Annotated in this window: 31 protein-coding genes and 1 pseudogene; 28 read left to right on the forward strand and 4 right to left on the reverse strand. The window is 36.6% G+C overall.

The annotated features are described in order from the left end of the window. Nucleotides 1–12: 12 nt before the first annotated feature. The 4 genes from OQ477_RS06560 to OQ477_RS06570 form a co-directional block, all read right to left on the reverse strand. The gene (locus OQ477_RS06560) at nt 13–252 is read right to left on the reverse strand and encodes a hypothetical protein (RefSeq protein ID WP_021493589.1); all 240 of its coding nucleotides are present in this window, start codon (nt 250–252) and stop codon (nt 13–15) included. 302 nt (nt 253–554) lie between these two features. Next, entirely contained in the window at nt 555–773 is a 219-nt protein-coding gene (gene yonT / locus OQ477_RS21030; protein ID WP_416346517.1) for a type I TA system toxin YonT, read from the reverse strand. Between the two features lie 948 nt (nt 774–1,721). Beyond that, nucleotides 1,722–2,834: a cell division protein FtsZ gene (locus OQ477_RS06565; RefSeq protein WP_265971855.1), complete on the reverse strand. Its 1,113-nt coding sequence runs from the start codon at nt 2,832–2,834 to the stop codon at nt 1,722–1,724. Beyond that, nucleotides 2,834–3,118, reverse strand: coding sequence for a hypothetical protein (locus tag OQ477_RS06570; RefSeq protein ID WP_046559798.1), 285 nt, complete (start codon nt 3,116–3,118; stop codon nt 2,834–2,836). Before OQ477_RS06570 ends, OQ477_RS06565 begins: the two co-directional genes overlap by 1 nt. Before the next feature lie 178 nt (nt 3,119–3,296). Here OQ477_RS06570 and OQ477_RS06575 point away from each other — a divergent pair, with 178 nt between their 5' ends. The 28 genes and pseudogenes from OQ477_RS06575 to OQ477_RS06710 all read left to right on the forward strand — a co-directional run bounded on the left by OQ477_RS06575 (nt 3,297) and on the right by OQ477_RS06710 (nt 26,332). Further along, the gene (locus OQ477_RS06575; RefSeq protein WP_038458718.1) at nt 3,297–3,533 is read left to right on the forward strand and encodes a helix-turn-helix domain-containing protein; all 237 of its coding nucleotides are present in this window, start codon (nt 3,297–3,299) and stop codon (nt 3,531–3,533) included. A gap of 119 nt (nt 3,534–3,652) precedes the next feature. Beyond that, nucleotides 3,653–3,832 (forward strand): hypothetical protein, encoded by a 180-nt coding sequence (locus OQ477_RS06580; protein WP_014417885.1) that lies wholly within the window; start codon nt 3,653–3,655, stop codon nt 3,830–3,832. A 40-nt stretch (nt 3,833–3,872) separates the two neighbouring features. Then, the gene (locus tag OQ477_RS06585) at nt 3,873–6,392 is read left to right on the forward strand and encodes a hypothetical protein (protein ID WP_265971860.1); all 2,520 of its coding nucleotides are present in this window, start codon (nt 3,873–3,875) and stop codon (nt 6,390–6,392) included. A gap of 252 nt (nt 6,393–6,644) precedes the next feature. Continuing rightward, nucleotides 6,645–6,920: an HU family DNA-binding protein gene (locus OQ477_RS06590; protein WP_265971861.1), complete on the forward strand. Its 276-nt coding sequence runs from the start codon at nt 6,645–6,647 to the stop codon at nt 6,918–6,920. 65 nt (nt 6,921–6,985) lie between these two features. After that, nucleotides 6,986–7,951 carry a GIY-YIG nuclease family protein gene (locus tag OQ477_RS06595; protein ID WP_265971862.1) on the forward strand — a complete coding sequence of 322 codons (966 nt, stop codon included), beginning with the start codon at nt 6,986–6,988 and terminating at the stop codon, nt 7,949–7,951. Nucleotides 7,952–8,553: 602 nt separating this feature from the next. After that, nucleotides 8,554–8,664: pseudogene (locus OQ477_RS06600) on the forward strand (hypothetical protein); the annotation flags it as partial. Nucleotides 8,665–9,636: 972 nt separating this feature from the next. After that, on the forward strand, nt 9,637–9,822 hold the full coding sequence (locus tag OQ477_RS06605) for a YonK family protein (RefSeq protein WP_019712268.1): 186 nt from the start codon (nt 9,637–9,639) through the stop codon (nt 9,820–9,822). An 11-nt stretch (nt 9,823–9,833) separates the two neighbouring features. Beyond that, on the forward strand, nt 9,834–11,021 hold the full coding sequence (locus OQ477_RS06610) for a metallophosphoesterase family protein (RefSeq protein ID WP_265971866.1): 1,188 nt from the start codon (nt 9,834–9,836) through the stop codon (nt 11,019–11,021). A 160-nt stretch (nt 11,022–11,181) separates the two neighbouring features. Then, nucleotides 11,182–11,682: a capsid protein gene (locus tag OQ477_RS06615; protein ID WP_265971868.1), complete on the forward strand. Its 501-nt coding sequence runs from the start codon at nt 11,182–11,184 to the stop codon at nt 11,680–11,682. Nucleotides 11,683–11,790: 108 nt separating this feature from the next. Continuing rightward, entirely contained in the window at nt 11,791–12,798 is a 1,008-nt protein-coding gene (locus OQ477_RS06620) for a hypothetical protein (RefSeq protein WP_265971870.1), read from the forward strand. Beyond that, a complete protein-coding gene (locus tag OQ477_RS06625) occupies nt 12,798–14,546 on the forward strand; it encodes a hypothetical protein (RefSeq protein WP_265971872.1) in 1,749 nt (582 codons plus the stop codon). Before OQ477_RS06620 ends, OQ477_RS06625 begins: the two co-directional genes overlap by 1 nt. Before the next feature lie 18 nt (nt 14,547–14,564). Continuing rightward, nucleotides 14,565–16,106 (forward strand): hypothetical protein, encoded by a 1,542-nt coding sequence (locus OQ477_RS06630; RefSeq protein ID WP_265971873.1) that lies wholly within the window; start codon nt 14,565–14,567, stop codon nt 16,104–16,106. 17 nt (nt 16,107–16,123) lie between these two features. Further along, nucleotides 16,124–17,278 carry a hypothetical protein gene (locus tag OQ477_RS06635; RefSeq protein WP_265971874.1) on the forward strand — a complete coding sequence of 385 codons (1,155 nt, stop codon included), beginning with the start codon at nt 16,124–16,126 and terminating at the stop codon, nt 17,276–17,278. 40 nt (nt 17,279–17,318) lie between these two features. Beyond that, on the forward strand, nt 17,319–17,783 hold the full coding sequence (locus OQ477_RS06640) for a hypothetical protein (RefSeq protein ID WP_265971876.1): 465 nt from the start codon (nt 17,319–17,321) through the stop codon (nt 17,781–17,783). Nucleotides 17,784–17,807: 24 nt separating this feature from the next. Continuing rightward, a complete protein-coding gene (locus OQ477_RS06645; RefSeq protein ID WP_265971878.1) occupies nt 17,808–18,914 on the forward strand; it encodes a hypothetical protein in 1,107 nt (368 codons plus the stop codon). 54 nt (nt 18,915–18,968) lie between these two features. After that, nucleotides 18,969–19,442 (forward strand): hypothetical protein, encoded by a 474-nt coding sequence (locus OQ477_RS06650; RefSeq protein WP_174747236.1) that lies wholly within the window; start codon nt 18,969–18,971, stop codon nt 19,440–19,442. Between the two features lie 12 nt (nt 19,443–19,454). After that, nucleotides 19,455–19,841, forward strand: a complete 387-nt coding sequence (locus OQ477_RS06655) for a hypothetical protein (RefSeq protein ID WP_014470104.1) — start codon at nt 19,455–19,457, stop codon at nt 19,839–19,841. A 9-nt stretch (nt 19,842–19,850) separates the two neighbouring features. Next, nucleotides 19,851–20,516 (forward strand): hypothetical protein, encoded by a 666-nt coding sequence (locus OQ477_RS06660; protein ID WP_265971880.1) that lies wholly within the window; start codon nt 19,851–19,853, stop codon nt 20,514–20,516. Beyond that, nucleotides 20,513–21,019 (forward strand): hypothetical protein, encoded by a 507-nt coding sequence (locus OQ477_RS06665; protein ID WP_014417869.1) that lies wholly within the window; start codon nt 20,513–20,515, stop codon nt 21,017–21,019. Before OQ477_RS06660 ends, OQ477_RS06665 begins: the two co-directional genes overlap by 4 nt. After that, nucleotides 21,016–21,741 carry a hypothetical protein gene (locus OQ477_RS06670; protein WP_265971881.1) on the forward strand — a complete coding sequence of 242 codons (726 nt, stop codon included), beginning with the start codon at nt 21,016–21,018 and terminating at the stop codon, nt 21,739–21,741. The genes OQ477_RS06665 and OQ477_RS06670 overlap by 4 nt, the downstream gene beginning before the upstream one ends. A 38-nt stretch (nt 21,742–21,779) precedes the next feature. Beyond that, nucleotides 21,780–22,571, forward strand: coding sequence for a hypothetical protein (locus OQ477_RS06675; RefSeq protein ID WP_265971882.1), 792 nt, complete (start codon nt 21,780–21,782; stop codon nt 22,569–22,571). A gap of 20 nt (nt 22,572–22,591) precedes the next feature. Further along, nucleotides 22,592–23,059: a hypothetical protein gene (locus tag OQ477_RS06680; protein WP_265971883.1), complete on the forward strand. Its 468-nt coding sequence runs from the start codon at nt 22,592–22,594 to the stop codon at nt 23,057–23,059. 71 nt (nt 23,060–23,130) lie between these two features. After that, complete coding sequence (locus OQ477_RS06685) at nt 23,131–23,487, forward strand: hypothetical protein (RefSeq protein ID WP_022553073.1); 357 nt, start codon at nt 23,131–23,133, stop codon at nt 23,485–23,487. After that, nucleotides 23,487–24,821: a pyocin knob domain-containing protein gene (locus tag OQ477_RS06690; protein ID WP_265971885.1), complete on the forward strand. Its 1,335-nt coding sequence runs from the start codon at nt 23,487–23,489 to the stop codon at nt 24,819–24,821. The genes OQ477_RS06685 and OQ477_RS06690 overlap by 1 nt, the downstream gene beginning before the upstream one ends. Continuing rightward, on the forward strand, nt 24,815–25,153 hold the full coding sequence (locus OQ477_RS06695) for a hypothetical protein (RefSeq protein ID WP_265971887.1): 339 nt from the start codon (nt 24,815–24,817) through the stop codon (nt 25,151–25,153). Before OQ477_RS06690 ends, OQ477_RS06695 begins: the two co-directional genes overlap by 7 nt. Before the next feature lie 31 nt (nt 25,154–25,184). After that, on the forward strand, nt 25,185–25,349 hold the full coding sequence (locus OQ477_RS06700) for an XkdX family protein (protein ID WP_202109960.1): 165 nt from the start codon (nt 25,185–25,187) through the stop codon (nt 25,347–25,349). Between the two features lie 81 nt (nt 25,350–25,430). Continuing rightward, a complete protein-coding gene (locus OQ477_RS06705; RefSeq protein ID WP_219984617.1) occupies nt 25,431–25,916 on the forward strand; it encodes a hypothetical protein in 486 nt (161 codons plus the stop codon). Then, nucleotides 25,916–26,332, forward strand: a complete 417-nt coding sequence (locus OQ477_RS06710; RefSeq protein ID WP_265971891.1) for a hypothetical protein — start codon at nt 25,916–25,918, stop codon at nt 26,330–26,332. Before OQ477_RS06705 ends, OQ477_RS06710 begins: the two co-directional genes overlap by 1 nt. Nucleotides 26,333–26,340: the final 8 nt, after the last annotated feature.

Genomic DNA, 26,340 nt, shown 5'->3' on the forward strand with positions numbered 1-26,340 from the left:
CATGTATGAAATTCAATTGTTGATTCTTTCTTCAAGATCATGAATACGTCTTTCAAGTCCAGAGAATTTCTTATCATTGTATCGGTGGTCACTTTCAATATTCTTGTTAATAATCTTAAGCATGGATACAACCTCTTCAGGTTCATTTTCTTCAATCCGTTTAACCGTTTCTTTAATATCCTTAACGTCCTGCTTAATTGTGTTAATATCCTTAGAAAGTTGCTGTATCGCTTCAAAGATTTGATTTTCCATTCCGCTCACCTCTAATAAACTTAGTATAGCATGATGTTAGCTAGATTTGTTTACCTTCTTTTGGCGTATACAAAGTAACCGATCCATAACAAAATGATAATGATACACGTTACTATGAAGATAGCCATAATAAGCGACTGTATTCCGCTGCTGAAATAATCTTTGATGAACAGGAACAATAAGAATAAAACAACAAATGTAATGTTCGTAAACCACAATGAGAATCGCTTCATGTTTACAATGTGCTTGTCCATGTTATAATATGGGTAGTGACTAAAGGGGAATTAATCCCCTTTAGCGTGTTATCTGCGTATACGTTTGCGATGTCTCTTGCTACGGAGGCGCTTGCGTGTACGCTTTTTATTTTTGCTTTTCTTATTCTTCATCAGGTTTTGAATCTTCTCAGCTATCGTTAAACAGTTGATGATTAAAACCGTGATAGGAATAAGGAAAGCAATTGTTATACCCACTTTCTCAAGCACTATGTACACCTCCTTTCCTATAACTCTATTATAGCACATTTTTCCTACAAAGTCATTTTATTTTTACTCTTAATATGGATTTTTTTAAATTATTTTGGACTATTATTTATGGGTGTTTATAGGCTGTATAAGGCGTGTATGTGGATTGGATACCCAATATACTATGATCAAATTAAAATTGATTCTAGGTGCATTAGAATGATTCTGATGATGCCTGGTTAGTGTGTTAGGGGATGTATGATGGTGTGTGGTGAATGGAAATGTGTTTTAGGTAAGATGAGGATAGGAAATGGTGGATGTAATGAGATGAAGGATGAGAAGGAATATGATTAGAGTGAATATAAAATAGTTATTCGGATGAAAATGTATAAGTTAAAAAAATAAGACTTCGATTTGCTCCCTCTCGTTATACACACGATTATTTTTTATGAATGGTTATTCACTTTTAAATTGACCGCTTAATTATTTTTTCAAAAATAAATATTGTTTTTCATTTGAAATTGTGTTAGCTTTGCAAATTTATCAGCCAAATCATAAAAACCCTACATAACGTATCTTATATAGGGAATTCAATACCAATATATAGGGGGTATATTAACATCTAAAGGCTAAAAAACAAGAACAAATGTACCCCTAGCACTTCCATTTCCACACCCAACTTATTTTTTCACTTTCCCATTTTTCAGCCTATTTTCGCATCGTAATCGCTATCGTAAAAGCCTATAGTATCAATGTTTTTCCACCCCTTATTCTCCCCTTTTTCATCAGATTTTTAACTCAACGACCACTTTTCCTCTCTCCTGCCTACGTTTTACGATCACAAAACACCTATTATCCCCTTTGATATCTCTAAAACATTGCTATATCAACTAAATAACCCTTTCCGACCTTCATTTACGATAAGCACTTTTATAGCTCACGATCACCCAGTGGGTCATAAAAAATCAAAATAAAAAAGCCACCTTAATTGGCAGCTTCCCTTTAAAATTAGCGCTTTAGTCTCTTCAGCGCCTCCATATACGAGGTCTTTTTCGATTCCTTGTTCTCCAGTTTTTTCGGTTTAAATAAATCTTCTCTACGGCGATTCTTCGCTTTATAAACAGTTGTTTCTTTAACTTCAGTGTTTCCATTTTCAATTAGATCATCTAACTGCTTCATCCGTTCATTGATCCAGGTTAATCCACTAAGAATCGTTATCGCCCTATTACCTTTATCATAATGCCCTTTAAATAAGTCTAGGGGCATCTTGTTATCAAAAACATTAAACAGTTCATTATACGATATATGCTCCGTTAAGAACTCATGAACATCCAGGATAATTCCAGCTCTCATTACATTTTCAAACTCAACAGGAGTGAAAATCGAATTGTTCCACGACTTTTGTATATCTTCATGCAGCTTATCAAAATACTTACCCTCATTTGTAAATTCATTGAGGTCTGTTTGAGCAATAGTCATGATTCCTGGTGTATCAAAAAGCTGATTTAAATCCTTCCTGTCTAATGTACTGATCTTTGATCCTCTGTCCGAGTAATTGAGTAAGACTTCAATTAAATCCAGGAACATTTTGTTTGTTTCCTTGTAAAGCCTGCTCTCTGAAATCTTTCCTTCGTATTTACTCAAAACCATTTGATTATCCAAAGGTAAAACACATGTCTCTGGCATAGATAAGTCATCTAGTAACTCCAGTGAATTCATCTGGTTAACCAATACCTCATTGTTGTCAGGAAGGATTGGTACAGCAACTATTGTTTTATGAGTAAGACATTCGTTTAACAATTCTAATAATATAGGAGCTACCCCTGAACCGGTTCCACCAGCTGCAGAGAAAACAACAAAAATAACTTGTACTGAAGGTTTTTCCATTGTGTTCTTTATAAACTCAATAGAGGACTCCCAGTTATTTTTCATATGTTTCGCTGCTACGCTTCTGTCTTTACCCACTCCTTCTGTCCCAACCAAATGAAGCTTATCTTGAATATTGACCAATGAATTAAGGTCTGAAAGTGAATAATTTATTGCGACAGAATGAAATCCTCTCTTCATTGCTTCATCTGCTATACTTCCACCGGCCTGACCAACTCCAATAAATCCAAACATTAAACCCTCTCCCCTTCTAATTGATATCTCAAAGCTTCTTGACCATATTGAGTAATAAAAATTGTATGCTCTTTACTGTTTTTCACTATATTAATAAATTGCAAGGCCTCCAGACGATCGATGCTCTTTCTAAAGGTAGCATCAGTTAACTGAGTTTTTGCTTGAATGGTTTTCTTCCTAATTGATTTAAACTTTAAATCAGCCCCTTCATCGCTCAATAAGCCTAGAATATACAGATCATTTCGAGTTAAGTTGTCAATTACAGAATCAAAATAAGTATCCATGTGATCCCTCCTTAATATCTGATGATTTTGAAGTATCTAGGTTGATATACGATTATTATATTGCCTATTTGTATTTAAATGCAATTATTTTTGTATCTTAATGCAAATAATCATACTCTGCTTGTATGTAAACCAGTCATTTTATAAAATTTATTCAAACAGCAAAAGGATGATTTAAATGGAATATAGGGTTAAAAGTAAGTTGGATTCATTTTTAAGCAGCAAAGGTATCGAAAAAGGCTGGTTAGCAGAGCAAATAAAAGCTGAAAGAGCAAGTATATCTAGATGGTGTAAAAATGACAGCGAGGGATTTGCAACCGTCCTCCCTAGTACATACAATCTTTTATTGATGGCACATGTTCTAAATTGTAAAGTTGACGATCTTTTTGAATTAAGCGAAATTAAATCCAATTAACTTTGGATTTTTATGTTTACAAGAGTAAAAATAAAATATATAATAAAGACACAACCACGTGAAGTGGTCTTTATTTTAATCATTTTAAGAGTAAAAATAAAATAGTATGGAGGTGTAAGATGAAAAAGCAGTATTTATTTAGTCATTTAATGGGGTTTATTGAGGGAAAAGTAGTCGATGGGACAGCAACACCCGAAGAAGAATACCTTTATCAGGATTACAAATGGTACGGAAAGATTAATAAGCAAAGCTTTACATATCGAAGTTTAGTAAATCAATATCTTAATAGCGAATATTAAACACTTATAGAGTAAAAATAAAATAAATGGAGGGGATTGATTGAAAAGAAAAAAAGACGGATTGTCTAAGCAAGTTCACATTTACAGTGTGGATACATCAGCATTTTATAATGACAAAGAAAATTTATTACATAATAAGATTTTAAAGTCTTATAGATACAGAGATTATCTTAAGACATTAGACAATGTACATAATAAACATAAGAAATACATTTCACAAAGAATTACATACCTTAAAGAATGCCTCTATTCTGCATTCGAAGAACATAATGACATAAGAACACTTCGAACTGACAGCTTAAGGGACAATAAAGTGATTTCTTTATTTGATTCAGTGTTGACCCGAACATTAGGGATTAAAGAAAACACCCTTTCAGAGGAAATCATGGTTGTCCAGACTTACCATTTTGAAGTATTGAAGGACATTATTGATCAGGGATTTTTACATAACAATGAAAAATACGTTTATTTCACGAGCAGCGCCGGTCAAATTCGTACAAAGAAGTCATGTTTCATTAAAAAAAGCACCTACGATAAATATCAGGATGCTTTGACATGCGGCTTGAGTATTGAAAAGATTAACTCCCTTGGTGGTAGCAGCATCAACAAATGGAATAGCTATATGGCCTTATCTAACAGCGCCAGCAGTCCTTGGGAGATCGATATTGATAGAGCAATTGTTGTAAACGATTTAGAAACTGATGTGTCGAGTCTTGTTGACTACATTGATCGAGACACCTACGAGATCACACGAAAAACAATGAACATTCCCATTGAGCATACAGATGGTTGCGGAATGATACTCCCCACTCTAAGTCGTAAAAGCTTCATGGTAAGGCTCCCGTGGGTAAAGGGTTTATTAGTCCCTTTTGATTTTCGTAAATTTGCTGAGGAAAACAAAGCTTTTAAAGTAACTGATATATACGGCAAGGAATGGGACGTAGTGAAAGATGATGTTCAAATTATCTTCACTAAAAGTCAGTTTAAAATGTGGAAGTATTATTCATCGTGGGAAGAATATCAAGGCAATTACAAAAAATATGGATGCTTAGGGGCTAAACTCAACGAAGAAGACCCTTCTGTTGAAGGTAAGCTCACTTATCAAATGCTCCAGACACTTACAGATATCTCCGATGAAGAATTAATTCAAATGAGCTCAAAGACTGTAAAAGAGATTACCACATTGGGAACTGACAAAGAAACCATGTTAAGAGTTCTTGGAGCTACGGAGAAAAAGAAACATCGGACAGCTCTTCAGGACGCTTTACTTCTATATCCAGAACTTCTTAACGATGATCACACGAAAGAAATTATTAAAAATAAAAAGAAAAGCATGATTAAAGATGCCAAATCAGGAAAATTGCTTGTTGATGGTGCTCGTTATACATACTTATGCCCTGATCTATATGCTTTCTGCGAAAAATTATTTCTGAACATCCAGAATCCAAAAGGACTGCTTTCAGGAAGTGATGTCCATTGTTCTTTATATGATGAAGGGTATATCGACATCCTCCGCTCCCCTCACCTATTCAGAGAGCATGGTGTTAGGTGGAACAAAAAAGATGAGGAATATGAAAAGTGGTTCATTACCCCAGGTGTTTACACCAGTATTCATGATCCGATATCTAAACTGCTGCAGTTTGACAATGACGGGGATAAGGCCTTAATTATTTCTGATGAGTTAATCGTCAATATTGCCAAGCGTAATATGGAAAACATCGTTCCGTTGTATTATGAAATGTCTGTAGCCCAGAAACAAGAGATTAATAGCAGGAACATCTATGAAGCACTAACTCTTGCTTATGGGATCAATATCGGGGAGTACAGCAACAACATCACTAAGATATGGAACAGTGACAACATAAATCTGGATGTGATCAAATGGTTATGCATGGAAAATAACTTTACTATTGATTTTGCAAAAACCTTATTCATGCCCACCCGTCCTGATCATGTTGATGAAAAAATTAAAGATTACATAAAAAATAAAGTACCCCACTTCTTCATCAATGCAAAGGATAAAGAAGAACAAAGCGTTGAGTTAATTAATGAAAGCACAGTAAATAAGTTAGACTCCATTATCCCTTCTGACCGAATTAATTTCGCAGCAGTGGCAGGAAAATTTGATTATCGTTTCCTGCTCAAGAACAGGGATATTAAATTGGACGATGCAATTATTCGTGAATATAAACGATTAGACCAGAACAAGAAATGGCTCATGAATGATGAGGACATTAAGCCTGGACAAAAACTTTATGTTTATAAGGTTATCAAAGACAGATTGTTGAAAATCCATAATGACGAGCAATATGTTGCTGATGTTTTAGCAAAGTACCTATATAAAAAGAAAAGCAAATTTAAATCAACATTATGGGAGTGCTTTGGTGAGATTCTATTAAATAACTTAGCAATAAACTTAAAGAACAGGAAGGTATGTTTAAGCTGCTTGAAACCTATAAGCAATAAAGGAAACAAGAAAAAATACTGTACAAAATGTTTAAATGAACGAGAAAAGATAAGAAAAAGAGAATGGAAGAGAAAACAACTGGTAGCGAAATAGAAAGTGCCCTGAGCCTTACTCCCCCAAGGGGTACAGCGATTTTACCGGAAAAAGTTTAACGAAAAAAGCGCCTTGAACCCTTGATATGACTGGTCTGAAAGCCCCTTTTGAGATAATCGCCATAAGGGAGAAAGAAAGCTAATTTCCACATATAAGGGTGAGTACGTCTCCCGTTTTTCAAAAGAAGCATAAACGTTACCGTAATTATACTTTAACACAAAAATAAACAATATCACTAGGAGGAATTAAAACATGAACAAAACAGAATTTGTTGGAGAAGTTGCAGAAAAATTAGGAGTTACTAAGAAAGAAGCTGCACCTAAAGTGGAAGCAGTATTTAATGTGATCGTTGAAACACTTACAAAAGGTGAATCAATCAAGATTCCTGGAGTGGGAACATTTGAAGTTCGTGAACGAGCAGCTCGCAAAGGGAGAAATATTCAAACTGGCGAGGAAATCGAAATCCCTGCTTCAAAAGCAGTGAAATTTAAACCCGCAAAAGCTTTAAAAGATTCAGTCAAACAATAATAAAATAATGTGGTGAGTCAAGGAAGGGTAAGCTCCTTCCCCCACTCCATTCAAGGAGTGAACGAATGCTACTAATGCCATACGAAGAATACCTTAAAGTCAACTTGTATTCCCATAGGAAAATTCCGTTTTCTTGTGACTATTGCAACAAGCGATTCTTTAGGAGAAAAATCAACCACACAAAAATCTCAAACAAAAATGACTGTCTCATTGAAAAAGACTGTTGTAAAGAATGTATCAAGTATAAAAATACTGAGGCATTGTTTAAAAGTTTAAACTGCCAAAATACTGACTTGATGATTAAACATATGGTAAATAAAAAAATAAAGACTTTATCTGGTGTGTATTCAATTAGAGATAAACAAAACAACAAGAAATATATAGGTTCTTCAAAAGACCTAGTTCAAAGGTTTAAAGCTCATCTTTTAGACATGAAAAATAAAGATCATCATATAAGTGAATTTAATTCCTTAGATCCAAAACATCTTGAATTTAATATAATTGAATATGACACAGCTTTACCAGATTTGATAAACCGAGAATATCATTTTATTAACCTGTATAATTCTCATGATCCTCTTCATGGCTACAATACAATGCATACCAAAAGAAACACAGTAAGAAGTACTTTAAAACCTTCTAAAAAAAGTATTGAAGCCAGACTCAGTTCCTCAAAGTTTACACTTCAACAGATCAAATATATCAAAAAGGCACTTTATAATGGAGAACGAATTAAAGATATTGCACTTGAATTTAATTGTAAAGAATCCACAATACATAGTATAAAAAGTTGCTCTACTTGGGAAAATGTTTTACCTGAATTGAATGAAAAACTAAGGAAATTAACATACGTTGGCATTCACAAAGGAGAAAATAATGCATGTTCAAAACTAGATGAAACAATGGTTAAAGAAATAAAAACACTGATTATTTCAGGACTACCTCTGGTGACCATCGCTAAAAAATTTAACGTAAGCTCTACAACTATTGGACATATAAAAAGAGGTAAGCTATGGTCTCATGTAAGTTAAAGCAGTGAAAGCTTAATAAAGTGTCCTTCCTCCCTTTTCCCTAGAATGCGGTGGCGAAAAAGGTAAACGCGTAGATCGAGGTGGTATGACTGACCTTCGGGAATCTCGAGGCTAACCTTCAAGAGAAGACTAATAGTTGGCGAATTGTCATCCATGAGAGGTGCAAATCCTCTCCCGCATTCATCTCCAGGTTAATTATTTAGAGTTCTTTTATTGATGGCATGGGGGTGTCGTCAATAATAAGCTGTTTACTGATATGTGGGATATCAGTTCTCGGCTAATATTCATTTGTTTGAGGACTTGGAATGCCAGGGTTTCAGATAAATGGATATTAGCGGGGTATTGCCCCATCGTGGACTAAGCTTTTTCTAAACATGTTTATTCTCACTTTCATACGAACAAAAGCATTAAATTCGACTTTACAACTACAACTGGTCATTTATGAGGGTTCGAGGTTAACTCGGATGTCTGTATCTTAAAGAGACAAGAATGGCTATTATCGGGCTAAATATGCCGATAAGACTTGACGCATTAATGCAAATTGCGACTGAATCCCATCAGGGTCTTATTATGGGTGGCATATAACCTGAATATTAATTGCGGTGTATTGTTTCGGCTTGCACTTAGGTAAGGTAGATGCGTCTCCCTTCCCTTTAAATACTGCCCTTGTAAGCTTTGATGCTTATTATGGGTCATCAAAAATTTTTCCGGGTTAGCGAGGCTTTGTAATTACATACCCTCGTAAAATAAGTGGAATGGTTTTTGGGCGCTTGATCACCGCTCCCATTTCACAGAAAAGGATTATTTTCGGTCTTGCCTTTTCAATTTCACTTAGCAACATATTCGCTATTTATTCGCTACTTCTCCTTCAATGTTCTGAATGGAGACTTACCTTTCCCATGCACATACCTCCTTACACGGGTCAGAGAAAACTGTGCAAAATAAATGGCGAGCGTTTGAGACGCTTTGTTTCTCAATAAGGCGTGTAACCCGACAAGAGCATTAAAAATGCCATTGAGAAGGCTTATTAGGGTCTTTCCTTCTCAAATTATTTTTTCCTTGGCTCTCAGACTCTGCTGAGCAGTTGGCAAGCAACATAAAAACTTGATATATAAGATGTTGGCAATAGGAACTTTAAACACATTCCAGAAAGTGTGTATTATTTGTTGTCATAGCTCATCTGCCAGGTGTAGAAGGAGCCAGCTGGATTTCGCTCAGCGATAACCAGCCTTTTATGCTCATGTACCATGAAGTACAAGGAGTTTCTGAAGACGTTATTTGGCGTCTTTTGTTATTTTCGCCTTACTTATAGTTTGTCGACTACAAAGGTTTCAGTCGCTGAACCCGTAATCAGCGTATTCCCTGTCGATCCGAAGGCTTGCGTCCCAACGTGAGCTACTGACGTAGGTGAAACGGGGTTAGAATGTAATCAGAACAAGGCCATCTAGATCGTTAGAAGGTCTTTTTGTGCTTGCGTTTCACTTTACCGATCAGCCGGAATGCGCTTCCGAGCCTTCCGGTACGCAAGTTATCAATAATCTCCTTCGGGCGTTTCCCCAACGCCTATCCGACTTATCTTTCATCTCCTTTATATCCCCTTTTCGGATGTTACCGATGCTTCGGATCATCGGGCTTCCGAAGGAGCTTATTGAACGTAAATAAAACACATATTGGAGGAATTTAATTTGGCTAAGAAAGTTCATACAGTAAATTTAAAAGGTAACTATACTTACATTGATGGGATTATTGAAGAAGAAACAAAAACAGACATCGAGCGTTATGATCTGAATTCAATTTTAAAATCATTTGATGGTCGGAAAGTGAAAATTTCTATTACCGAAGAAGACGAACTTCCACAAATCAATGAATAGGTGGTGACTGAATGACAGCTATGTTAAACCCTGTGTTGCATCGTGAAAAAGACGAATCGTTCACTGATTATCATATTAGACTTTTCAAAAACAAAGACACTTATCATATTGACACAAAAACAATTGCTGCCCTTTTAAACAAGGATCAGGGAACCAACTATGATGAAAGCAAATGGCGTAAAGACTTTAAACAATTTGAACGCTGGCACGATTACTTTATCTCAAAGAATATGAACAAAGAAGTTCAACAAAAACATGAAGAAATTCGCATTGAATCTGAAAAACAAACAATTAAAGCACGAGATCAAAAAAGAGAATTCCGGAAATTCATTGCCAATCAAGCACGGTTTGAACAAATTAAAGATGATGTTGTTCAAGCTATTGCATCTCTAGAGTCAAAAAGACCCCTTCGCTTCACCTTCCCATCACCTGCTATTGCTGAAAAACACGGGCTTGCACTATTCAGTGATTGGCACTTCGGAATGGAAATCGACAACCGCATTAACAAATTCAATAAAGAAATTTTTAATGAGCGTGTAGAACATCTCACCAACAAAGTGATTGAGTATGGTAAGCAGAATCATGTCTCCACATTACATGTAGCAAACCTCGGTGATTTAATCGGAGGTCTTATTCATGTGTCTACAAGAGTTCAGGCCAATGAAGATGCTGTAGAACAAATTAAATATGTATCAGAAACGCTTGCCGAGGTTTTAGCGATGTTGGCAAGTGAGTTTCAAGAAGTTAAGTTCTACAACGTAGCAGGCAATCACGGTCGTCTCTCCCCTTCTAAAAATGATGTAGGGATTAAAGAAAACTTTGAATACCTCATTAATTGGTACCTCGAAGCCAGATTGAAGAACATAAAGAACATCTCCATTGAACCTGAGCAAGACGGATTCATCCCCGCTAAAATCAACAATCAGGAAGTCGTGTTTGTACACGGACACTACGATCGTGTTGATCAATGTGTAACACGACTGCCTCAATTACTTGGCTACATCCCTTCTTACATATTCGGCGGTCATATTCATCACAATTATGAAAAAGAGTATGGCAGCACAACAGTTGTAGTAAACGGAGCGCTTGTCGGTGCAGATGATTATGCTATGCAAGGTCGGTTTGGTACAAAACCTTCTCAAAAATTTATGATTTTTGATGATGCAGGTATTGAGGCTACATACATAATTCGCTTTTAAAATAAAAAGTTAAAGGAATGATCCTATGTCTGCCAATGAATTTATTGAAATATTAGTAGAACAGTGGGACAACCTGTCCCCTGAAAGCAAGAACACTCTAGTAAATTTGATTGTTAATTGATATAAAACTTTAATTTTATAAAGATGAGGATGAGGAAGATTGAAAGAAGAAACTAAAATTCTTTGGGAATATGTAAAGCTACTAAAAGAAATTAATGATAGTGGTTATCTATGTAACAGGGAATTAAAAGACGCCCTAACAAGTCTACATAAAAGCATGGGATTTGAGAAAAACACTAAAAGTGAACAATTGAACCAAGATGTCAAATTCTCTACTAAACCCTTAAACGGAAATAGCTACACATTGAGCTCGGGCTATAGTCCTGAAAGAATTGCTGTAATTAATCCTAGAAGAGAAGAAACAACCTTTTTAATTATTGATTTATACAATTCCCGTATTGAGGATATTTCAAAGAAAGTGGAATATGGAACGTTTAAACATCAGGCTAGTCAAATAAAAGCCATAATTATAGACAAACGACCGAGTAAATTAATAATTGATGCAAACGGTATTGGAAAAGGTTTGTTTGATGCTCTTGCTGATACCTTAAAAGGAACCAAGGTTGTTTTGTCCGAAAATGGTGCCTTAACTTATAAATAAAATACTTTTTTAGAACGTCCAGTGATGATTTGAGAAATCTCGACTCCCTCTCTATTGCTGGGCGTTTTATAAAACGTGTTTTTGAACCAAAATTTTGGAGGTGAACCAATGCCAAGAAAAGCTAAAGAAAAGGAAAAATTGATCTGTGCTGCTTGTCAAAAAGAAAAGGACAAAGAGTCGGGGTTCTATAATTCACGAAGTAGTCTGTATGAGAAAACAGGAAAAGTCCCTATTTGCAAGACTTGCTTGAAGAAAAACATTGATTACAGCAATATTGAGTCAATATATACAGTCTTACAACAGATCGATGTTAAATTTGATCCGTTGTATTGGGAACAAGCTGAAAAGAGAAAAACAGATACATTTAGCGCTTATATGACAATGGCTAATTCATTGAAGCAGTTTAACGGTACTGGTTATAAAGACAGTGTTTTTGAAAGACAACCAGAGAAGCCACTTATAGAGGAATCTACGCCTACAAACAATTCTGGTGTTAGCCAATCTGAAATTCCAGATGACCTGATTGATAAATGGGGTATTGGTTACACCCCCGATGAGTACCGTCAGTTTGAAAGAAAATACAATAAACTTATTCGAAATTACGGAGAAAAAACCACACTTCATACTGAAGGCTTGCTTTCATATATTCGTTTCCGTGTAAAAGAGGAATTAGCAACTGCTAAAGGTGATGTAAAAGAAGCTAAAGAATGGGGTTCATTAGCTTCAAAGGCAGCTACAGATGCAAAAATTAATGTATCTCAGTTAAGTAAGAGCGATATCAGTGGTGGAGTCGATGTACTTTCTCAATTATTTGAAGCCGTTGAAACAGAATTGGGCATTATCCCCCTTCTCCCCCGTTTAGCAGCCCAACCATATGATGACGCTGATCTAATCATTTGGGCGATTATAAATTATTACAGAAGGCTCGAAGATAAGGAAAAAGTCGATTACAAAGACATTTACCACTTTTATGATGAAATGCTTGAAGAAGACTTCAAATCAAAAGGATTGTTGCCTGAAGAAATTGATAAACTAAAGAGTGCTCGCAACAATGTTTTCAGAGACTTGGAGAATGTGTACAAAGAACCTCTTTATGACACAGGTGATGAAGATTAATGGCTAGTTATAAAAACTTCACCTCGAAAAACAAGAAGCACACAAAAGACAGAACAGATATTTACGACGCAGCTTTTGAAACCCCTCTGAATCCCGCTGACAATTCAAACCTCATTGGCAAGAATATCTCCAAGTGGGCTGAGTTCACCTCATTTATTCGTTTTTATCCAGACATTTTTTACGATATGTTGAAACCCGAAGTCGGCGGTATTGAGTTGGATTTATACCAAAGAGTTATGATGAGAACCCTCAGTCGCTTCCCTCAGAACTACTTCTGTATCCCACGTGGCGGATCAAAAACGCTTACCCAGATCATGGTTGCTTACCATACAGCTATTTGTTTCCCTAATGTAACGTTAGCCATTACCGCTTCTACAAAGGAATCAGCGGTGAAAATTTGGAAAGAAAAGCACGAGGAAATTTTAAGGTTTTACCCTTCTATTAAAGATGAAATCAAAAGTGAAAATTTTTCAAAAGACAGTGGTCGAGTTGAATTTCAAAACGGGGCGATCATCGACAACCTGGCAAACGCCCAATCCTCTAAGGGTTTACGTAGAAGACGTGGCTCCTTAGAAGAATCTGCCTTGATTGATAAAGATTTATACGATGATGCTATTGAGCCAATCTTTAACATCCCTCGCACAACCATGACCGGTGAAATAGATCCTGCTGAATTAAATGGGCAGATTAACCGGTTCTCCACATCAGGATATAAAAACTCAGATGAGTACGAAAAAATCCTTACGATGGTTAAGGAAACTGGTGATCTTAAAGGATCCTTTGTATTCGGATCAGATTGGCGCATTCCTATTCACTTTGGTCGTCAAAAAATGTCTGTTATTAATAAAGCGCGACAAGGGAATGTAACTCGCTTCCGTCAGAATTACCTTTGTGACTGGATTGGTGCAAGTGACGGCGCATTGATTAATATCAGTAAATTGATCAAAGCTCGGACAATTACCCACCCTGAACTTTTTTGTCCTAGAGATAAAAATAAGAACTTCTTGCTACATGAATATGTAATCGGGGTAGACGTAGCCCGCTCTGCGGCTGAATCAAACAATAAAACAGCTATCGTTGTTTTGAAGATAATCAGAAACAGCAATAACCTCATTAGGCAAGTTCAAGTGGTCAATATTATAGAGCCACCAAACGGATTGAGTTTTAAAGAACAATCAATCATGGTAAAAAGAGTTTTCAAAAACTATGGAGGAAATCAAGATACTTCTCTCTCAAGAGTTAAAGCTGTTATTGTCGATGGAAACGGAGTCGGTGGCGGTTTAATCGACCGGTTATTAGAGGATGTTACGGATCCGGAGACCAATGAAGAACTTGGATGCTGGGCCACAATAAACACTGATCAAAAGCCAGATGTCCCAAATTCGCCGGAAATCGTTTATAACCTAAAATCCCAAGGTATTAACCAAGACATTATTACTCAATTCCTGGATTATGTAGAGTCAGGAAAATTAAAGTTGCTTAAGTCCTATGATGACATCAAGAACCAGAAGAGCATATCTGATGATGTTATGATTGAGGCAGCATGTATTCAAACTCAATTGTTCATTGATGAAGTTGCAAACCTCAGAATTAAAAAGACACAGAATTCTTTCACTGTTGAGCAAGTTGTAAAAAGAATTGATAAGGATAGGTACAGTGCAATTGCTTATGCGCTGTATTACATAGCTTTATTTTTAGAAAAGGAAGAATCCGATGATGAGTATTCATTTGGATTCTTTTTTAATTAGAAATTGAGGAGGTGAATAATGACTACATCTGAACCACAGTCATCATATGAGTTTAATACAAATTTAGCGCCGCTTGATTCATTGTTCTTTAATGATTTATTTAACGGTATTTCTTACGACAAAGTTAAATCATGGCTGAAAGACCACAACGTCTACAATAAACAGATTAGGGATGCCTCTAAATTGCTTTATAACGCAAATGGTGTGTATAGAAACGTTATTGATTACATGGTAGCCCTCCCTACTTTAGACAGAGTTATTTTGGGATCAAGTAAAGTAGCTAATTTCAAATCGAACAAACAAAAGTTCAATCTGGCTTTAAGAAAAATCGGCGACAAAAGTGCTGTCAGGGATGCATTAGGAAAACTCAGCAAATATGGCACTGGCTTTTATTATTTTGATTCTGTAGTGGATGATTCTTTCCCCACCACTCTAAGTGACAATGAGATCGGATCAATAACTGAATCAAATGCTATTGACGACTTTAATTGTTCCGTCCTCCCTCTTCCTCTCGATTATTGCAAAATTATCGGAAGGAAAAATTCCTCTTATCAGTTAGCTTTTGACGTCTCCTATTTTGACAAGTTCACAAGTAACGGAAGATCACTAAAGCTTAGACGATGGCCAGAAGAAATCAGACAAGGCTATAGGGCTTATAAGAAAGATCAAAATCGAAAATGGCTAGTTCTTGATAACAATAAAACCATTGCTGTTAAGGGAAGTAGCGACATTGAAGATCAATGGGGACGCCCAATCGGTTTATCTGCATTTATTGATATGGTTTATGATGAATACTTTGTTGACACTAAACGAAACATTTTAGATGAGCTCAACAGCACTTTAATTTATCAGACTTTCCCTGAAGGTGACCAAAAAGGCAAATCAGCTTTATCTCAAAAGCAACAGGAACAGCAGCATGAGAATATAAAAAAAGCATTAGTCGCTAAAGGAAGCGTTAAAGGTGTTAAGTTCTTCTCTTTGGCTTCGGGAACAAAATTAGACAAGTTAGAAACTAATGTGGATTTCTTGAAAGTTAAAGGTGAAGATGAGCTCATTAAACGAATCACTACAAATCTCGGATTTGCAGGATCTGCACTCAATGGTCAAGACGGTAACTACTCTTCTCAACAAACCAATATCGAGATGGTTTCTTCCCAAATATTCTCCTGGTTAGAACAAATCCAAAGTGAATTTAACAAGGTGATAAATGCCAACATCATCAAAGATCCTCGCTCTTATATTGAGGTTTACTACCTCCCTCTTACCCATGTTAACAGGAAAGAAAAAGTCCAAAACATGAAAGACCTTTATACAAGTGGTCGAGGCAGCCTTATTGCTTGGATAGCCGCTACTGGATGGAATCCTGATGCTTACTTATCCCTAATGGAATATGAAAAAGATGAAGGTTTTGATGAAAAGTTCCCTGTTCATGCGACCTCTTTCACAATGAGTAAGAATAGCGATAAGTCAGCCGGTGCACCTGAAATCGACAATCCAAAAAACGAAAACACGATTAAATCGAAGACAAATAATAGTAATGGGACGCCTTCTGGCTCTTGAGAGGAGGTGATTAATATTTGAAAAGCACGATTTTAGAAATTAATAATCAGAAAAAAAACAGTGGTCAAACATACATCAAGTGGGTCGTTCTTGAAATTCATGAAAACAATACTCAGTTTAACAAGAACGGTATTACCTGGCTGGAGAAATACATAAACGCTAACCTTGAATCCATCAAGTTAATGCCAATTTGCGCAGAGTTCTTGGATGATGAAAACAGTGAGCCATTCGGACACGGTTTAACAGAAGTCAAGGACGGCACCCCTCTCTTTGAAAACAGCGCAGTGGTTGGTACTACTACTAATGCTTACATTGACACTATAGATGTTAACGGTGAGCCAAAAAGAGTATTAATAGCTGAAGGCTTCCTATATAACCAGCGCTATCCTAAATTTGTTCAATGGTTAAAATCAAAAATGTTTGATGGCGATTTCCCTGAGACCTCGGTTGAGATAGCAGCTGTAGAAGGTTCAGATGCAATTGAATATGAAGGTGGCTGGAAAGAACAAGGACGTATACCTATGAAATTTGACTTTACAGGTGATGCAATTTTAGGTATTGACCCTGCAGATGACGCTGCCATTTTACTTGAATTAAACAGTAACAAAAAGGAGGATAATTTAATGTCAAAATCTCAAGAAGAAGTAGTCCTTGAGTTAAACAACAAACTTGATAATAAGAATAAAGAAATTGGAGAGTTAAATCAAAAAGTTGAGAAACTTACTGAGGACTTAAAGCAAAAAACTGAAGAACTGAATGCTGCTGTTAAAGCTGCAAAGGATGAAAAAGCTAAGGCTGATGCAAAAGAAAAAGAAGCGCAAAAAGCTAAGGATGAAAAAGCTAAGGCAGATGAAGAGCTTAATTCCCTAAAGGAATTCAAAAACAAGGCGGTAGCCGAAAAGATGCAAGGAGAGCTTAACCAAGCTTTAAAGGAATATTCTCCTGAAGAAAAGGATGTCGCAAAAGAGAAAATTGAAATGTTCTCTAAGTCCCCTTCTGTCGAGCTTAAAAACGAAATTATTTCTGAAATCAACTCAGCAATCGCTCGATCCTTCATCGCTGCACGCTCAAAGAAGCAAGCCTCTGAGACTAATAGCACAAATTTCGATATTTATTCAGAAGTTCGTGATTCTGGGCAACAAAGTTCAGTGACTATTGATGAACTTTATTAAGATAAAATAACACTTTTATATAATTTAGGAGGAATACTCAATGTTCAAATTCGGAACAATTGGTGCTTATAAACAAGTACGAAATAATCCACGTTGCAAGGCTAGTGTCGATTTAGTCCCTGGTTTAGCCGTAATCCCTAACGATTCTTCTGGTAACGCATTCCCGCCAGGCGCATCTTCAACTGCAAAAGGTGATGTGTATGTTGTTGGAAACATTATTGATAAACCTGAAATTCGCAATAAAGAAGACTTCAAAGTTCTAAAAGGTGAATATGTCCTTGCTTTTAATTTAGCTGACTTAAAAGGACTGCCAATTGAACTTAGCTCAGACGTAGTAGTTGATTATGATGCGCTTGTTAAAGATGACGTATTGGTTCCTGCTGCGGACAAATCAGGTAAATGGGTTAAAGCTGGAGATGACGTTGCAGAGTTTAAAGTATCTCTAAAAGTCTTAGAGAAAAATACATTTGGCGGAAAAGGTTTGTACCTAACAGTACAGGCTTAATTAATATTCTGGAGGTAATTATTAATGTTTACAGTTGAATTAAACAATGTTCAAAAAGACTCAAACCATTATGCAAATGCTAAATTGAATGCTAAGTCCCCTATTGTAGAAATCTTTTCTGCAGCTGCAACGGGTCAAGATCTTTCCAAGTTTGGGGCAAAAGCCAATGCTGCTATGACCCATGTGAAGGAACTAGCTTCCAAAGCTCTTATGGGCAACCCTGTAGCTAAAGCCGAGATCAACACAATTGTGCGTTATGCTATTGAGCCTAAACTTGTTTCAGCAATTAAGCTATTTGATTTTATGGGCACGTTTAGAAATATTGGCTATGATCAGCAACCAATGATGACAACATATGCACATGAATCCATCCGAAGCCAATTCCAAGCATCCCGTGGTGACGTACCGTTCGCTACTACAACTTGGAGCGAATATCCAATTGGAACTCAAACCATTTCTTCTGGCTATGCTGTTAACTATCGTGAGATTCAAAGTGGAAACCTCGATAAAGTAGCTGAAGGCATGGAACAAGTTCAAACAGATATGATGAACAAAGCAATGTACTATGTAGTAAATGAAATGTTCAATGCAATTAAAAATGCAACAGGCGTTAAATACTTTGCTGAAACTGAAAATATCACCAAATCATCTGTAGACGATATAATCACAAAGATTCGCCGATTTGGACAACCTTCTATTGTTGGTGACTTTTCTGTTGTTTCTCAGTTAAATGACTTTGCAGGATTCCAGGCTGTAGCCGGAGATGCTTCAAGCACTAAGCTCCCTCAATCTGTAATGGATGAAATCCGAAGAACCGGATTGCTTAACACTTATAAAGGTTCTTCTGTTGTAGAATTGCCTAACTCTTATAATCTTACTGAATTAAACAAAGCCGGCGACAACTTCAAAACATATCTTCCTGAAGGTCTTCTCTTCTTCATTCCTCAAGGCAAAAAGTCTCCTCTTCAAGTATTCCAAAAAGGCGGACTTACTTCAATGAATGGTAACGACATCATCACTGGAACTGAGATCACTCGTTTTGATATGGAAATTGGAGCTGGTGTAGCCAAAGGGCAAGAGCATCAAATTGGTCTCATCAGAGACACCAAATATGAATTGCCACAAATTTAAACAATTTAAAATCTAGGAGGGCTGTGTCCCTCCTTTTATTTTTGGAGGGATTACATGTCTTTTAATTTAGATAAAAAAATCACAATTAAAAATTTATGTCCATGGGACTTATATTTCCGAAAGATTGACACTCACGGTGACTTCAGATTGCCGGCCAATGGAATCAGACAGATTACAGCTGGAGAAGTGCAATCCCAAGTTTATGACAATACCTCACTGTTTACTGGAACGGACGGTCAAGGTACCCATGCCAAAATCTATATCGATGACAAAGAAACCCGGGTACACTTAGGTTTCGAGACTGATGATAAAGACGACAAGCAAGAAGTTGTTACTGTAGAACGGATTAAGCAAATCTTGGGGTATAAAACACAAAAAGCCTTCGAAGAAAACGTTCAAAAGGAAATCTTACTTGAGTCTGAAAAAGCTCAACTGTTTGATGTAGCTAAAAAAGAAAAGATTAATGATTACGCCAAGATTAAGTTTATTGAAGACTACACTGGATTTAAATTTGATACTCAATCATAAGGGGGTTAAATCTTGACTCCTTATGAGAAAGTAATTAACGTTTTCCACTCAATGTTTCAATCAAATGAAGTTCTCCCCGATGGACTTGAGCAGCAATTTTTCACTAACGCCGTGGGTGAATATGAAACTGAACTAACGGAACTTGGCTTTGATGAAGAGTCCAATACATTTAAAGATCCCCTCACATCTCCTCAAATTCAGATTTTAGGAATGCTCATGTATAAAGGTTATCTTGGAAGATACCGGGACAGAGCCCTAAAATTAAATAACGTTGTGGGGCGAGATATTCAATTGACGGGGTTAGCAAATACAAAAGCTCAAGTTAACAGGGCATACGAAGACCTAATCGATGATATCGAAAAAAAGTTGAGTAAATTAAAAATGAATAACTTTGATTGAGGTGATTAGATGTCTATAGATTGGTATCTAACCTCTTCTTCAAATTATTTGAGTGGCTGGGAAAACGAAGAGTTTAATTCAAACAAGTATGAAATTTTCAAAGAAATCTTAGCAAATTCACCTGAAACTTACGATATTGAATTGAATGGCAAGCCTGAACAGGTAATAATTCAAACCACTCAGGATAGTGAAACAAAAAAAGTCCTTACAGTTTTAGGCTTATTAAATCGTGGAGACTTGATTTTATATGACGGTAGTTACTGGTTAGTTAATTCACGCCCTACCGATAACAAAATGAATGACAGTGCTACTATGCGGCTTTGTAATTCATCAATTAGTCTGACCTCTTCTGATAAACTAATTGATTCTGGAGAGATTGATGAAGTTACAGGAAGACCAATAAAGATTAAAGTCCCTGGTGATAAAGTTGACATCCCGTGTGTATTAGAACGAACAACCTCAACAATTGGATCAGAATTGGCTATAAACATTCCTGAGGGGCAAGCACATGTCACCATCCCCTTTTTAAAACATGAAAAATTAAAGAAGGGTCTTTTTCTTTCTTTTTATGGCGAGGAATTCCGTGTTGATGATATAGACTATTCCAAGGTCTATGGAGACACTGGAACAATTAGACTTATAGCCAAAAAGAAAGTTGGAGGTGATAGCGAATGAGTATGATGGTCGAACATATGACAACTGTATTCAGAACCATTATGAATGATACAGAATTGAATCGTCTTTTATATTATAAGGATGACCCTCTCTCCTCTTCACTCCCTGACGTTCAGACATTGGAAAATTATTATGATCCAGTTGATGATTCCCCATCAATATTAAGCTCAATAATTAAACGTGCTCCCAAAACCGATGATTTAACCGATCAACCAATTTGCAGGCTTTGTGTTTATCTTGGCAATGGAATCCCTAAACCCTCAACCCAAAGTGTGATGCTGCTAGATCAAGATTTGATGATTGATGTTTATACACACATTAACACCTATGAAGAGACTGAGTTCAGGAATCTGAAAATTACGGATCGTATTTGTGACATGCTTTTCAATCAAAATTTTGCTGGTATCGGTAAAAATGTTAAATACACAAGACTGCTCATATCGAACGCACCTGAAGGGTATTTGGGATACAAATTAATATTCACTTTCGGAGCTATGAAATGATTGATATGGAGTTTTTCATTACTGGAGAACCTATCTCTACAGATCTTGGTGAATGCAGATTCATCAAAGTTAAAGAGTACGGTCAGTTAGCCAATTATTTAAGGCTAATCAAAATGTCCAAAAAAGAGATCATTTATGTTTATAGCAAAGAAGATGTTAATCGTTTTGGGGAACTTGATGAGCTTATTGCTGAATTAAAAAAAATGACTCTTTATGAAATTTCGGGTACCCTTCCTAATTTTCAAGAAGCCTATAGCACAGTGTTTTCTAAAATGTTCAATGGAGAAGAAATACTGGATAAGCTTACTCCAGACAACTTCGATTCCATTAGAGAACTTGTATTAAAAATGTGTTGTTTGAAGGAAGAAAAAATAAGCTCCAATCCTGAGATTCAAAAAGCTAATGAGCGAAGCAAAAGAGTCAAGAGTCAAGATGTGGATCCAGTTAATATGGCAGATATCATTAGCACAGTGTCAACTTATGCAGGCTATCTTTATAAAGACATTAATGACATGACCCTGTTTCAACTTTATATGACTTATCACCGGATTGCTCAATTCAAGCAATATGACACTTCTATCCTCTTTGCTACAGTTTCACCAGAAGCAGGTAAAAATATTGTGAACTGGGATAAACACATTGACTTATTTGAGGAAGAGAAACATTACATAAGCCGGGATAAATTTATCAATGAGACCAAGGGTTTTTCTAAGGGCAGCTAATAGCTGTTCCTTTTTTATTTTAAGGAGGAAATCTATAGATGAAAACAGTTATTCAAGATACAGCTGACGTTTATTTCAGAAGAAAATCTGATGGTCAGCTTGTATTCACAGCAGAAGCACAAACAGCTTCATTCTCCCAAGCCATCTCCGAAGACAAGCTTCGTGGTGGTATCGGGAATAAACCACTTTATATCTTAAAGTCTGAAAAAGAAATCAATCTTACTGTCAAGAATGCATTTTTCGACCTTGAATGGTTGGCAATGACACAAGGTGAAACAATTGAGGAAGAAGCAAAAGTTCAGGTTTTTGACCGTGAACATGGTCTAATTGTTGATGACAAAAATACGGTTACTCTTAAAGGTAAACCGGTAAGTGATATAACCTTCTTCAACAAAAAAGGATTAACTTATAAGACGCCTGTGTCTACAGATGGCACGTATTTAATCCCTACTGGATTTGCTGGTACAAAAGAGAAATTAACAGCCGTATATCAGATTAACAAAATCGGCAGACGGCTCGCTATTAAAGCAAGTAAATTCTCCGAGCGATATGAAGTTGAGTACCGTACAATTGCGTATAACCCTGATACCGAAGAGGTCTATAGTGATATCTATATTCAATTCCCTAACGTATCCCCTTCAGGTGAGTTTGAAATGTCCCTCGAAAACGGTAATGCATTAGCTCCAGAAATTAAATTTGAAGCACTGGCCGACACTGACACAGACGAGATGGCAGTTGTTATTGAAGCGAGCAGAGATGATAATGTAGCCACTCCAGATCCTGACCCTGATACAGAAACTCAAACTAAATCCGTAGACGTTGGCAATTAATTTTACAGGAGTGATTTTTAATGGCAGCAAAACTTAATGATTTCGATGGCGTAAAATCTTCAGCTAGAGATGATGGAAACGGCGGTTTAGTAACTGACATTCATCTCAAATCACAAGAAAAGCCTCTACAAGTTGACTTCCCTCAAGCTGGTTTGGATGCTATCAAAGGGATCCAAGTACAATCCCCTTCCGTGACCTTGAATGAAAGAGATCCCGGTTTCTCCTCTTTTAAGACGGATAAATTCACTGTTACTTCAACAGCTCAAAAAGTTACCGCAGGTATCACTGACAGAACAGCACTTACTATTTATCCTCCTGCAGAAGGCACGATTTACATTGGAAACTCTACTGTAACTGCTGATACAGGTATCCCATTGACAGCCGGCGACAAACCTTTCTCGGTGCCTGTTGCTACCGGCAAAACACTTTTTGTATATGTGATTAATGACGGTACTGACAGAGACGTAAGAGTATTTGAAGCTAAATAAATTGAGGGGATCTTTCCCCTCTCCTTTTTAAATAAAAGTCAGTTTTTAAACAGACTTAGGAGGTGGAGTTGTTGACAGAAACCGATGAAAATATTTTAAAAACCATTCCAGATAAAGCAACCTTTACATTCCACGAAGCAACAACTGCCCCGTCTGAAGGTGAAGAATTTGTAGTATCACATTATCGGGATATTACTGTTAAGATCTCTGGTTCCTCAACTTCAAGAGAAATAAAATTCTTTGCCGTAGATGAAAATGGTGAAAAGACAGAAATTGCTGGAACAAACAAAACTGATTTTCAATTAGGTACGGGCACATTGAATACAAATGAAAACTGGGATTTCGATATTGCGGGGCTTTTCAAATTCATGGTTGAGGTCATTTCCGTAAATGGAGATGTTACGGTTAAAGGAATTGCGGTGAGTTAATGAGCAGCAGTAAATTTGTAGGTCAGCTCAAACAAAACAATATACAAATCAATAACCTTAAAGATCAATTTTTCAGAACTGAATCTCATATGTCTGATCATGAAAAACGTTTATCCGATAAGGTCGATGAGTTCATGGAAAAGCAAAATTCGGAATTAAAGTCGCATACTCAGAATACAGAAAACCCGCACAAAGTGACTAAAGAGCAAGTCGGATTATCAAATGTACTTAATGAAGAGCAAGCCACAAAAGTTGCTTTTGATGACCATCTTAATGATAAGAAAAATCCTCATGCAGTTACTAAAAGCCAAGTTGGTTTGTCTAAGGTTGATAATGTTCAACAAGCAGCAAAAATTGATTTTGACGCTCACGATGCAGACCTCGATCGACATATCACAAAGGATGAGCGCAGTTATTGGAACAGCTCTGATGAAAGGTCAAAGTCTTTCTTAGCTGAACATACTAACGATCAATCAAACCCACACAAGGTTACTGCTGAACAGGTTGGACTTGGGAATGTAGACAATGTAAAACAAGCTAATAAAAGTGACTTTGATAATCATCTGAATGACACTAATGTTCATATCAACAAATCTGATCGAGATAGATGGGACGCTGCTCAACTTTTCAAACTCACTGCCGATGATGGGAAAGTATTCTACAAAGGTAGCTCCGAAAAAACGGAGTACAATGATTTGATTAACACTGGATTTTATTTAATCGCAAACCAGGGGCTTCACTCCCCTGCCAACTTATCCAATGTCTATTTAGCTGTCATGAACTATGGAACTACAATTGCACAATTTGCATTAGAAGCGTATTACGGAACACATACTTATTTCCGTTTTAGAAAAAGTGATTCAACTTGGACTTCATGGCAAACACACGAAACGACTGACGGAGCACAAGCTAGAGCTACTACCGCACTCAACTCAGCGAAAGCCTACACCGATGCCCACGAAGCAAAAACTGATATTCACGTTACTTTAGATGACAAAGCTAGATGGAGTGGTACATCAGGTTCTTGGAACCCAGTTACACTTATTAATGGAGCTACACAATACTCCACTTACCCTTTCAAATTCTCAAGTGTAAACAATGTGTTATGGCTAAGAGGATCTTTCGGGACATTGCCGGCCATTGGAACTGCAGTTGCTAAATTCTCAACCAAGCCAACACAGCTGGTGGATTTTGTAGTACCCACAATTGGATCATATGGAACAGCGAGATTTGCCTTCACAACAGATGGAGATTTACGTTTTGATGGATTGTACGCTAATGACATTAACAGTGTTTCCAGAGTTTCATTTAATATAGGAATTCCTTTATGGTAGTAGGTGAAAATATTATGCATGTTCTTTATTACGATGAGAACTTTATGTACGCTGGAGAAGACTTCATTGAAGGCGATGCTCTTCCTCCAAATAGTACAACTGCTGTCCCAGACCCCACAATAATCTTGCCCAAATATGATCCCAAGAAAAATAAATGGATTGAATCAGCAACTGAAGAATACAAGGATAGTGTTAAACCAAGCATCCCTGAACCTAACGATTTTGAAATAATAGGACAGACCCTATCCCAACTCCGCTTAAGCTTGTTACAAGTCAACAAAACAATAAGCACAATGTTAAAAGATATTGCTGATCTAAAGGGAGGTTCATAAAATAACTACATACAATTATTGGGTTAATGCCCTGAGTCGAAAATGGGCAACCGTCGATCAAGTCAAAGAAGCTTACCAGGAATTCAACGATGTGACAAAAGAAGAGCTCCAATTAGGAGTAAAGAATGGTTTAGTCACTTTAGAAGAGTACAAAGAAATCACTGGCGAAGACTACGAAGAAGCAGACACAGAATAAAATACAAGTTTTATTTAGACACCTCTCCCCTTTTGAGGTGTCTTTTTATTGAGTTCAGAGGATATATAAGGAGGAAATGAGATGGCATCGAAAAAATTAAATCTTGGGTTGATCGAAGAAAGTGTAAGCAAATATGACAAGAAAGAACGAGTGCAACTTACCGATGACGTTCATGTTTTTATTTACCCTTACTTCTCCCCTACCCGCTTAACCAAAATGCTTACTGAATTAATTACGGATCAAGAAGAGGCAAAAGAAGCAGGAATTAAGTTTGAAGATATCAATCCTGTTCATTGGGGACACTTTTCACTAATAAAAGAATTTACAGACTTAGGCATTCCAAACGATATCAAAAATAAGGTTAAGTGGTTTGTTAAATTAATAGACTCCGAATATTTCCCAATGATTATTAAAAGCTTTCCTGAAGAAAGTATAGAGAAACTTGAAAAAGCAGCAAAAATGATGAAGATGAGTTTAGACAAATTTTCCAACATGTCTAAAAAAGAAATAAATGAACTCATCCTTAATAGGGTCGAAGAGATTGAAAATGAACAAGAGGCTGAATAATGGCCAAGAACATAAAGGAAATAGCAGCACTAATTGAATTTGCCGCGAAGCAAGCCGTTCAAAAACAGTCAAACACAAAAAATACGCTGATTAAAACAGGTCAAGAGCATGTGCAATCTGATGTGTACGACGCCTACGATCCCCTAGAATATGAACGTACATCTCTTTTGAAGGACTCCTTTGTCATTCAAAACGAATCTAACGGAATTTCATTAGACAATACCCGTGGAGACAACGGTAAGGATGTTGCCACGGTTGTTGAGACTGGTCAAGGGTACACGTATCCAGATAAATACGATTATGGATACGGAAAACCACGCCCATTTATGAAGAATACTGCTGAATCCTTAAAAGATGGACGATTAGTTGCTGCTATCAAGAAAGATTTAAATGCAAGTGGTATTAAAACAGAATAACGGTGGTG

Source organism: Bacillus sp. ChL18 (genome assembly GCF_026241425.1).
Lineage (GTDB): Bacteria > Bacillota > Bacilli > Bacillales > Bacillaceae > Bacillus > Bacillus velezensis.

What these genes read in the sequence shown, in the direction of transcription:
- OQ477_RS06570 (WP_046559798.1), bottom strand. Translation starts at nt 3,118, where the DNA reads ATGGATACTTATTTTGATTCTGTAATTGACAACTTAACTCGAAATGAT.
- OQ477_RS06595 (WP_265971862.1), top strand. Translation starts at nt 6,986, where the DNA reads ATGCTACTAATGCCATACGAAGAATACCTTAAAGTCAACTTGTATTCC.
- OQ477_RS06620 (WP_265971870.1), top strand. Translation starts at nt 11,791, where the DNA reads ATGCCAAGAAAAGCTAAAGAAAAGGAAAAATTGATCTGTGCTGCTTGT.
- OQ477_RS06565 (WP_265971855.1), bottom strand. Translation starts at nt 2,834, where the DNA reads ATGTTTGGATTTATTGGAGTTGGTCAGGCCGGTGGAAGTATAGCAGAT.
- OQ477_RS06675 (WP_265971882.1), top strand. Translation starts at nt 21,780, where the DNA reads ATGAAAACAGTTATTCAAGATACAGCTGACGTTTATTTCAGAAGAAAA.
- yonT (WP_416346517.1), bottom strand. Translation starts at nt 773, where the DNA reads ATGTGCTATAATAGAGTTATAGGAAAGGAGGTGTACATAGTGCTTGAG.
- OQ477_RS06680 (WP_265971883.1), top strand. Translation starts at nt 22,592, where the DNA reads ATGGCAGCAAAACTTAATGATTTCGATGGCGTAAAATCTTCAGCTAGA.
- OQ477_RS06630 (WP_265971873.1), top strand. Translation starts at nt 14,565, where the DNA reads ATGACTACATCTGAACCACAGTCATCATATGAGTTTAATACAAATTTA.
- OQ477_RS06665 (WP_014417869.1), top strand. Translation starts at nt 20,513, where the DNA reads ATGAGTATGATGGTCGAACATATGACAACTGTATTCAGAACCATTATG.
- OQ477_RS06560 (WP_021493589.1), bottom strand. Translation starts at nt 252, where the DNA reads ATGGAAAATCAAATCTTTGAAGCGATACAGCAACTTTCTAAGGATATT.
- OQ477_RS06705 (WP_219984617.1), top strand. Translation starts at nt 25,431, where the DNA reads ATGGCATCGAAAAAATTAAATCTTGGGTTGATCGAAGAAAGTGTAAGC.
- OQ477_RS06590 (WP_265971861.1), top strand. Translation starts at nt 6,645, where the DNA reads ATGAACAAAACAGAATTTGTTGGAGAAGTTGCAGAAAAATTAGGAGTT.
- OQ477_RS06695 (WP_265971887.1), top strand. Translation starts at nt 24,815, where the DNA reads ATGGTAGTAGGTGAAAATATTATGCATGTTCTTTATTACGATGAGAAC.
- OQ477_RS06660 (WP_265971880.1), top strand. Translation starts at nt 19,851, where the DNA reads ATGTCTATAGATTGGTATCTAACCTCTTCTTCAAATTATTTGAGTGGC.
- OQ477_RS06625 (WP_265971872.1), top strand. Translation starts at nt 12,798, where the DNA reads ATGGCTAGTTATAAAAACTTCACCTCGAAAAACAAGAAGCACACAAAA.
- OQ477_RS06690 (WP_265971885.1), top strand. Translation starts at nt 23,487, where the DNA reads ATGAGCAGCAGTAAATTTGTAGGTCAGCTCAAACAAAACAATATACAA.
- OQ477_RS06670 (WP_265971881.1), top strand. Translation starts at nt 21,016, where the DNA reads ATGATTGATATGGAGTTTTTCATTACTGGAGAACCTATCTCTACAGAT.
- OQ477_RS06640 (WP_265971876.1), top strand. Translation starts at nt 17,319, where the DNA reads ATGTTCAAATTCGGAACAATTGGTGCTTATAAACAAGTACGAAATAAT.
- OQ477_RS06610 (WP_265971866.1), top strand. Translation starts at nt 9,834, where the DNA reads ATGACAGCTATGTTAAACCCTGTGTTGCATCGTGAAAAAGACGAATCG.
- OQ477_RS06710 (WP_265971891.1), top strand. Translation starts at nt 25,916, where the DNA reads ATGGCCAAGAACATAAAGGAAATAGCAGCACTAATTGAATTTGCCGCG.
- OQ477_RS06650 (WP_174747236.1), top strand. Translation starts at nt 18,969, where the DNA reads ATGTCTTTTAATTTAGATAAAAAAATCACAATTAAAAATTTATGTCCA.
- OQ477_RS06575 (WP_038458718.1), top strand. Translation starts at nt 3,297, where the DNA reads ATGGAATATAGGGTTAAAAGTAAGTTGGATTCATTTTTAAGCAGCAAA.
- OQ477_RS06580 (WP_014417885.1), top strand. Translation starts at nt 3,653, where the DNA reads ATGAAAAAGCAGTATTTATTTAGTCATTTAATGGGGTTTATTGAGGGA.
- OQ477_RS06645 (WP_265971878.1), top strand. Translation starts at nt 17,808, where the DNA reads ATGTTTACAGTTGAATTAAACAATGTTCAAAAAGACTCAAACCATTAT.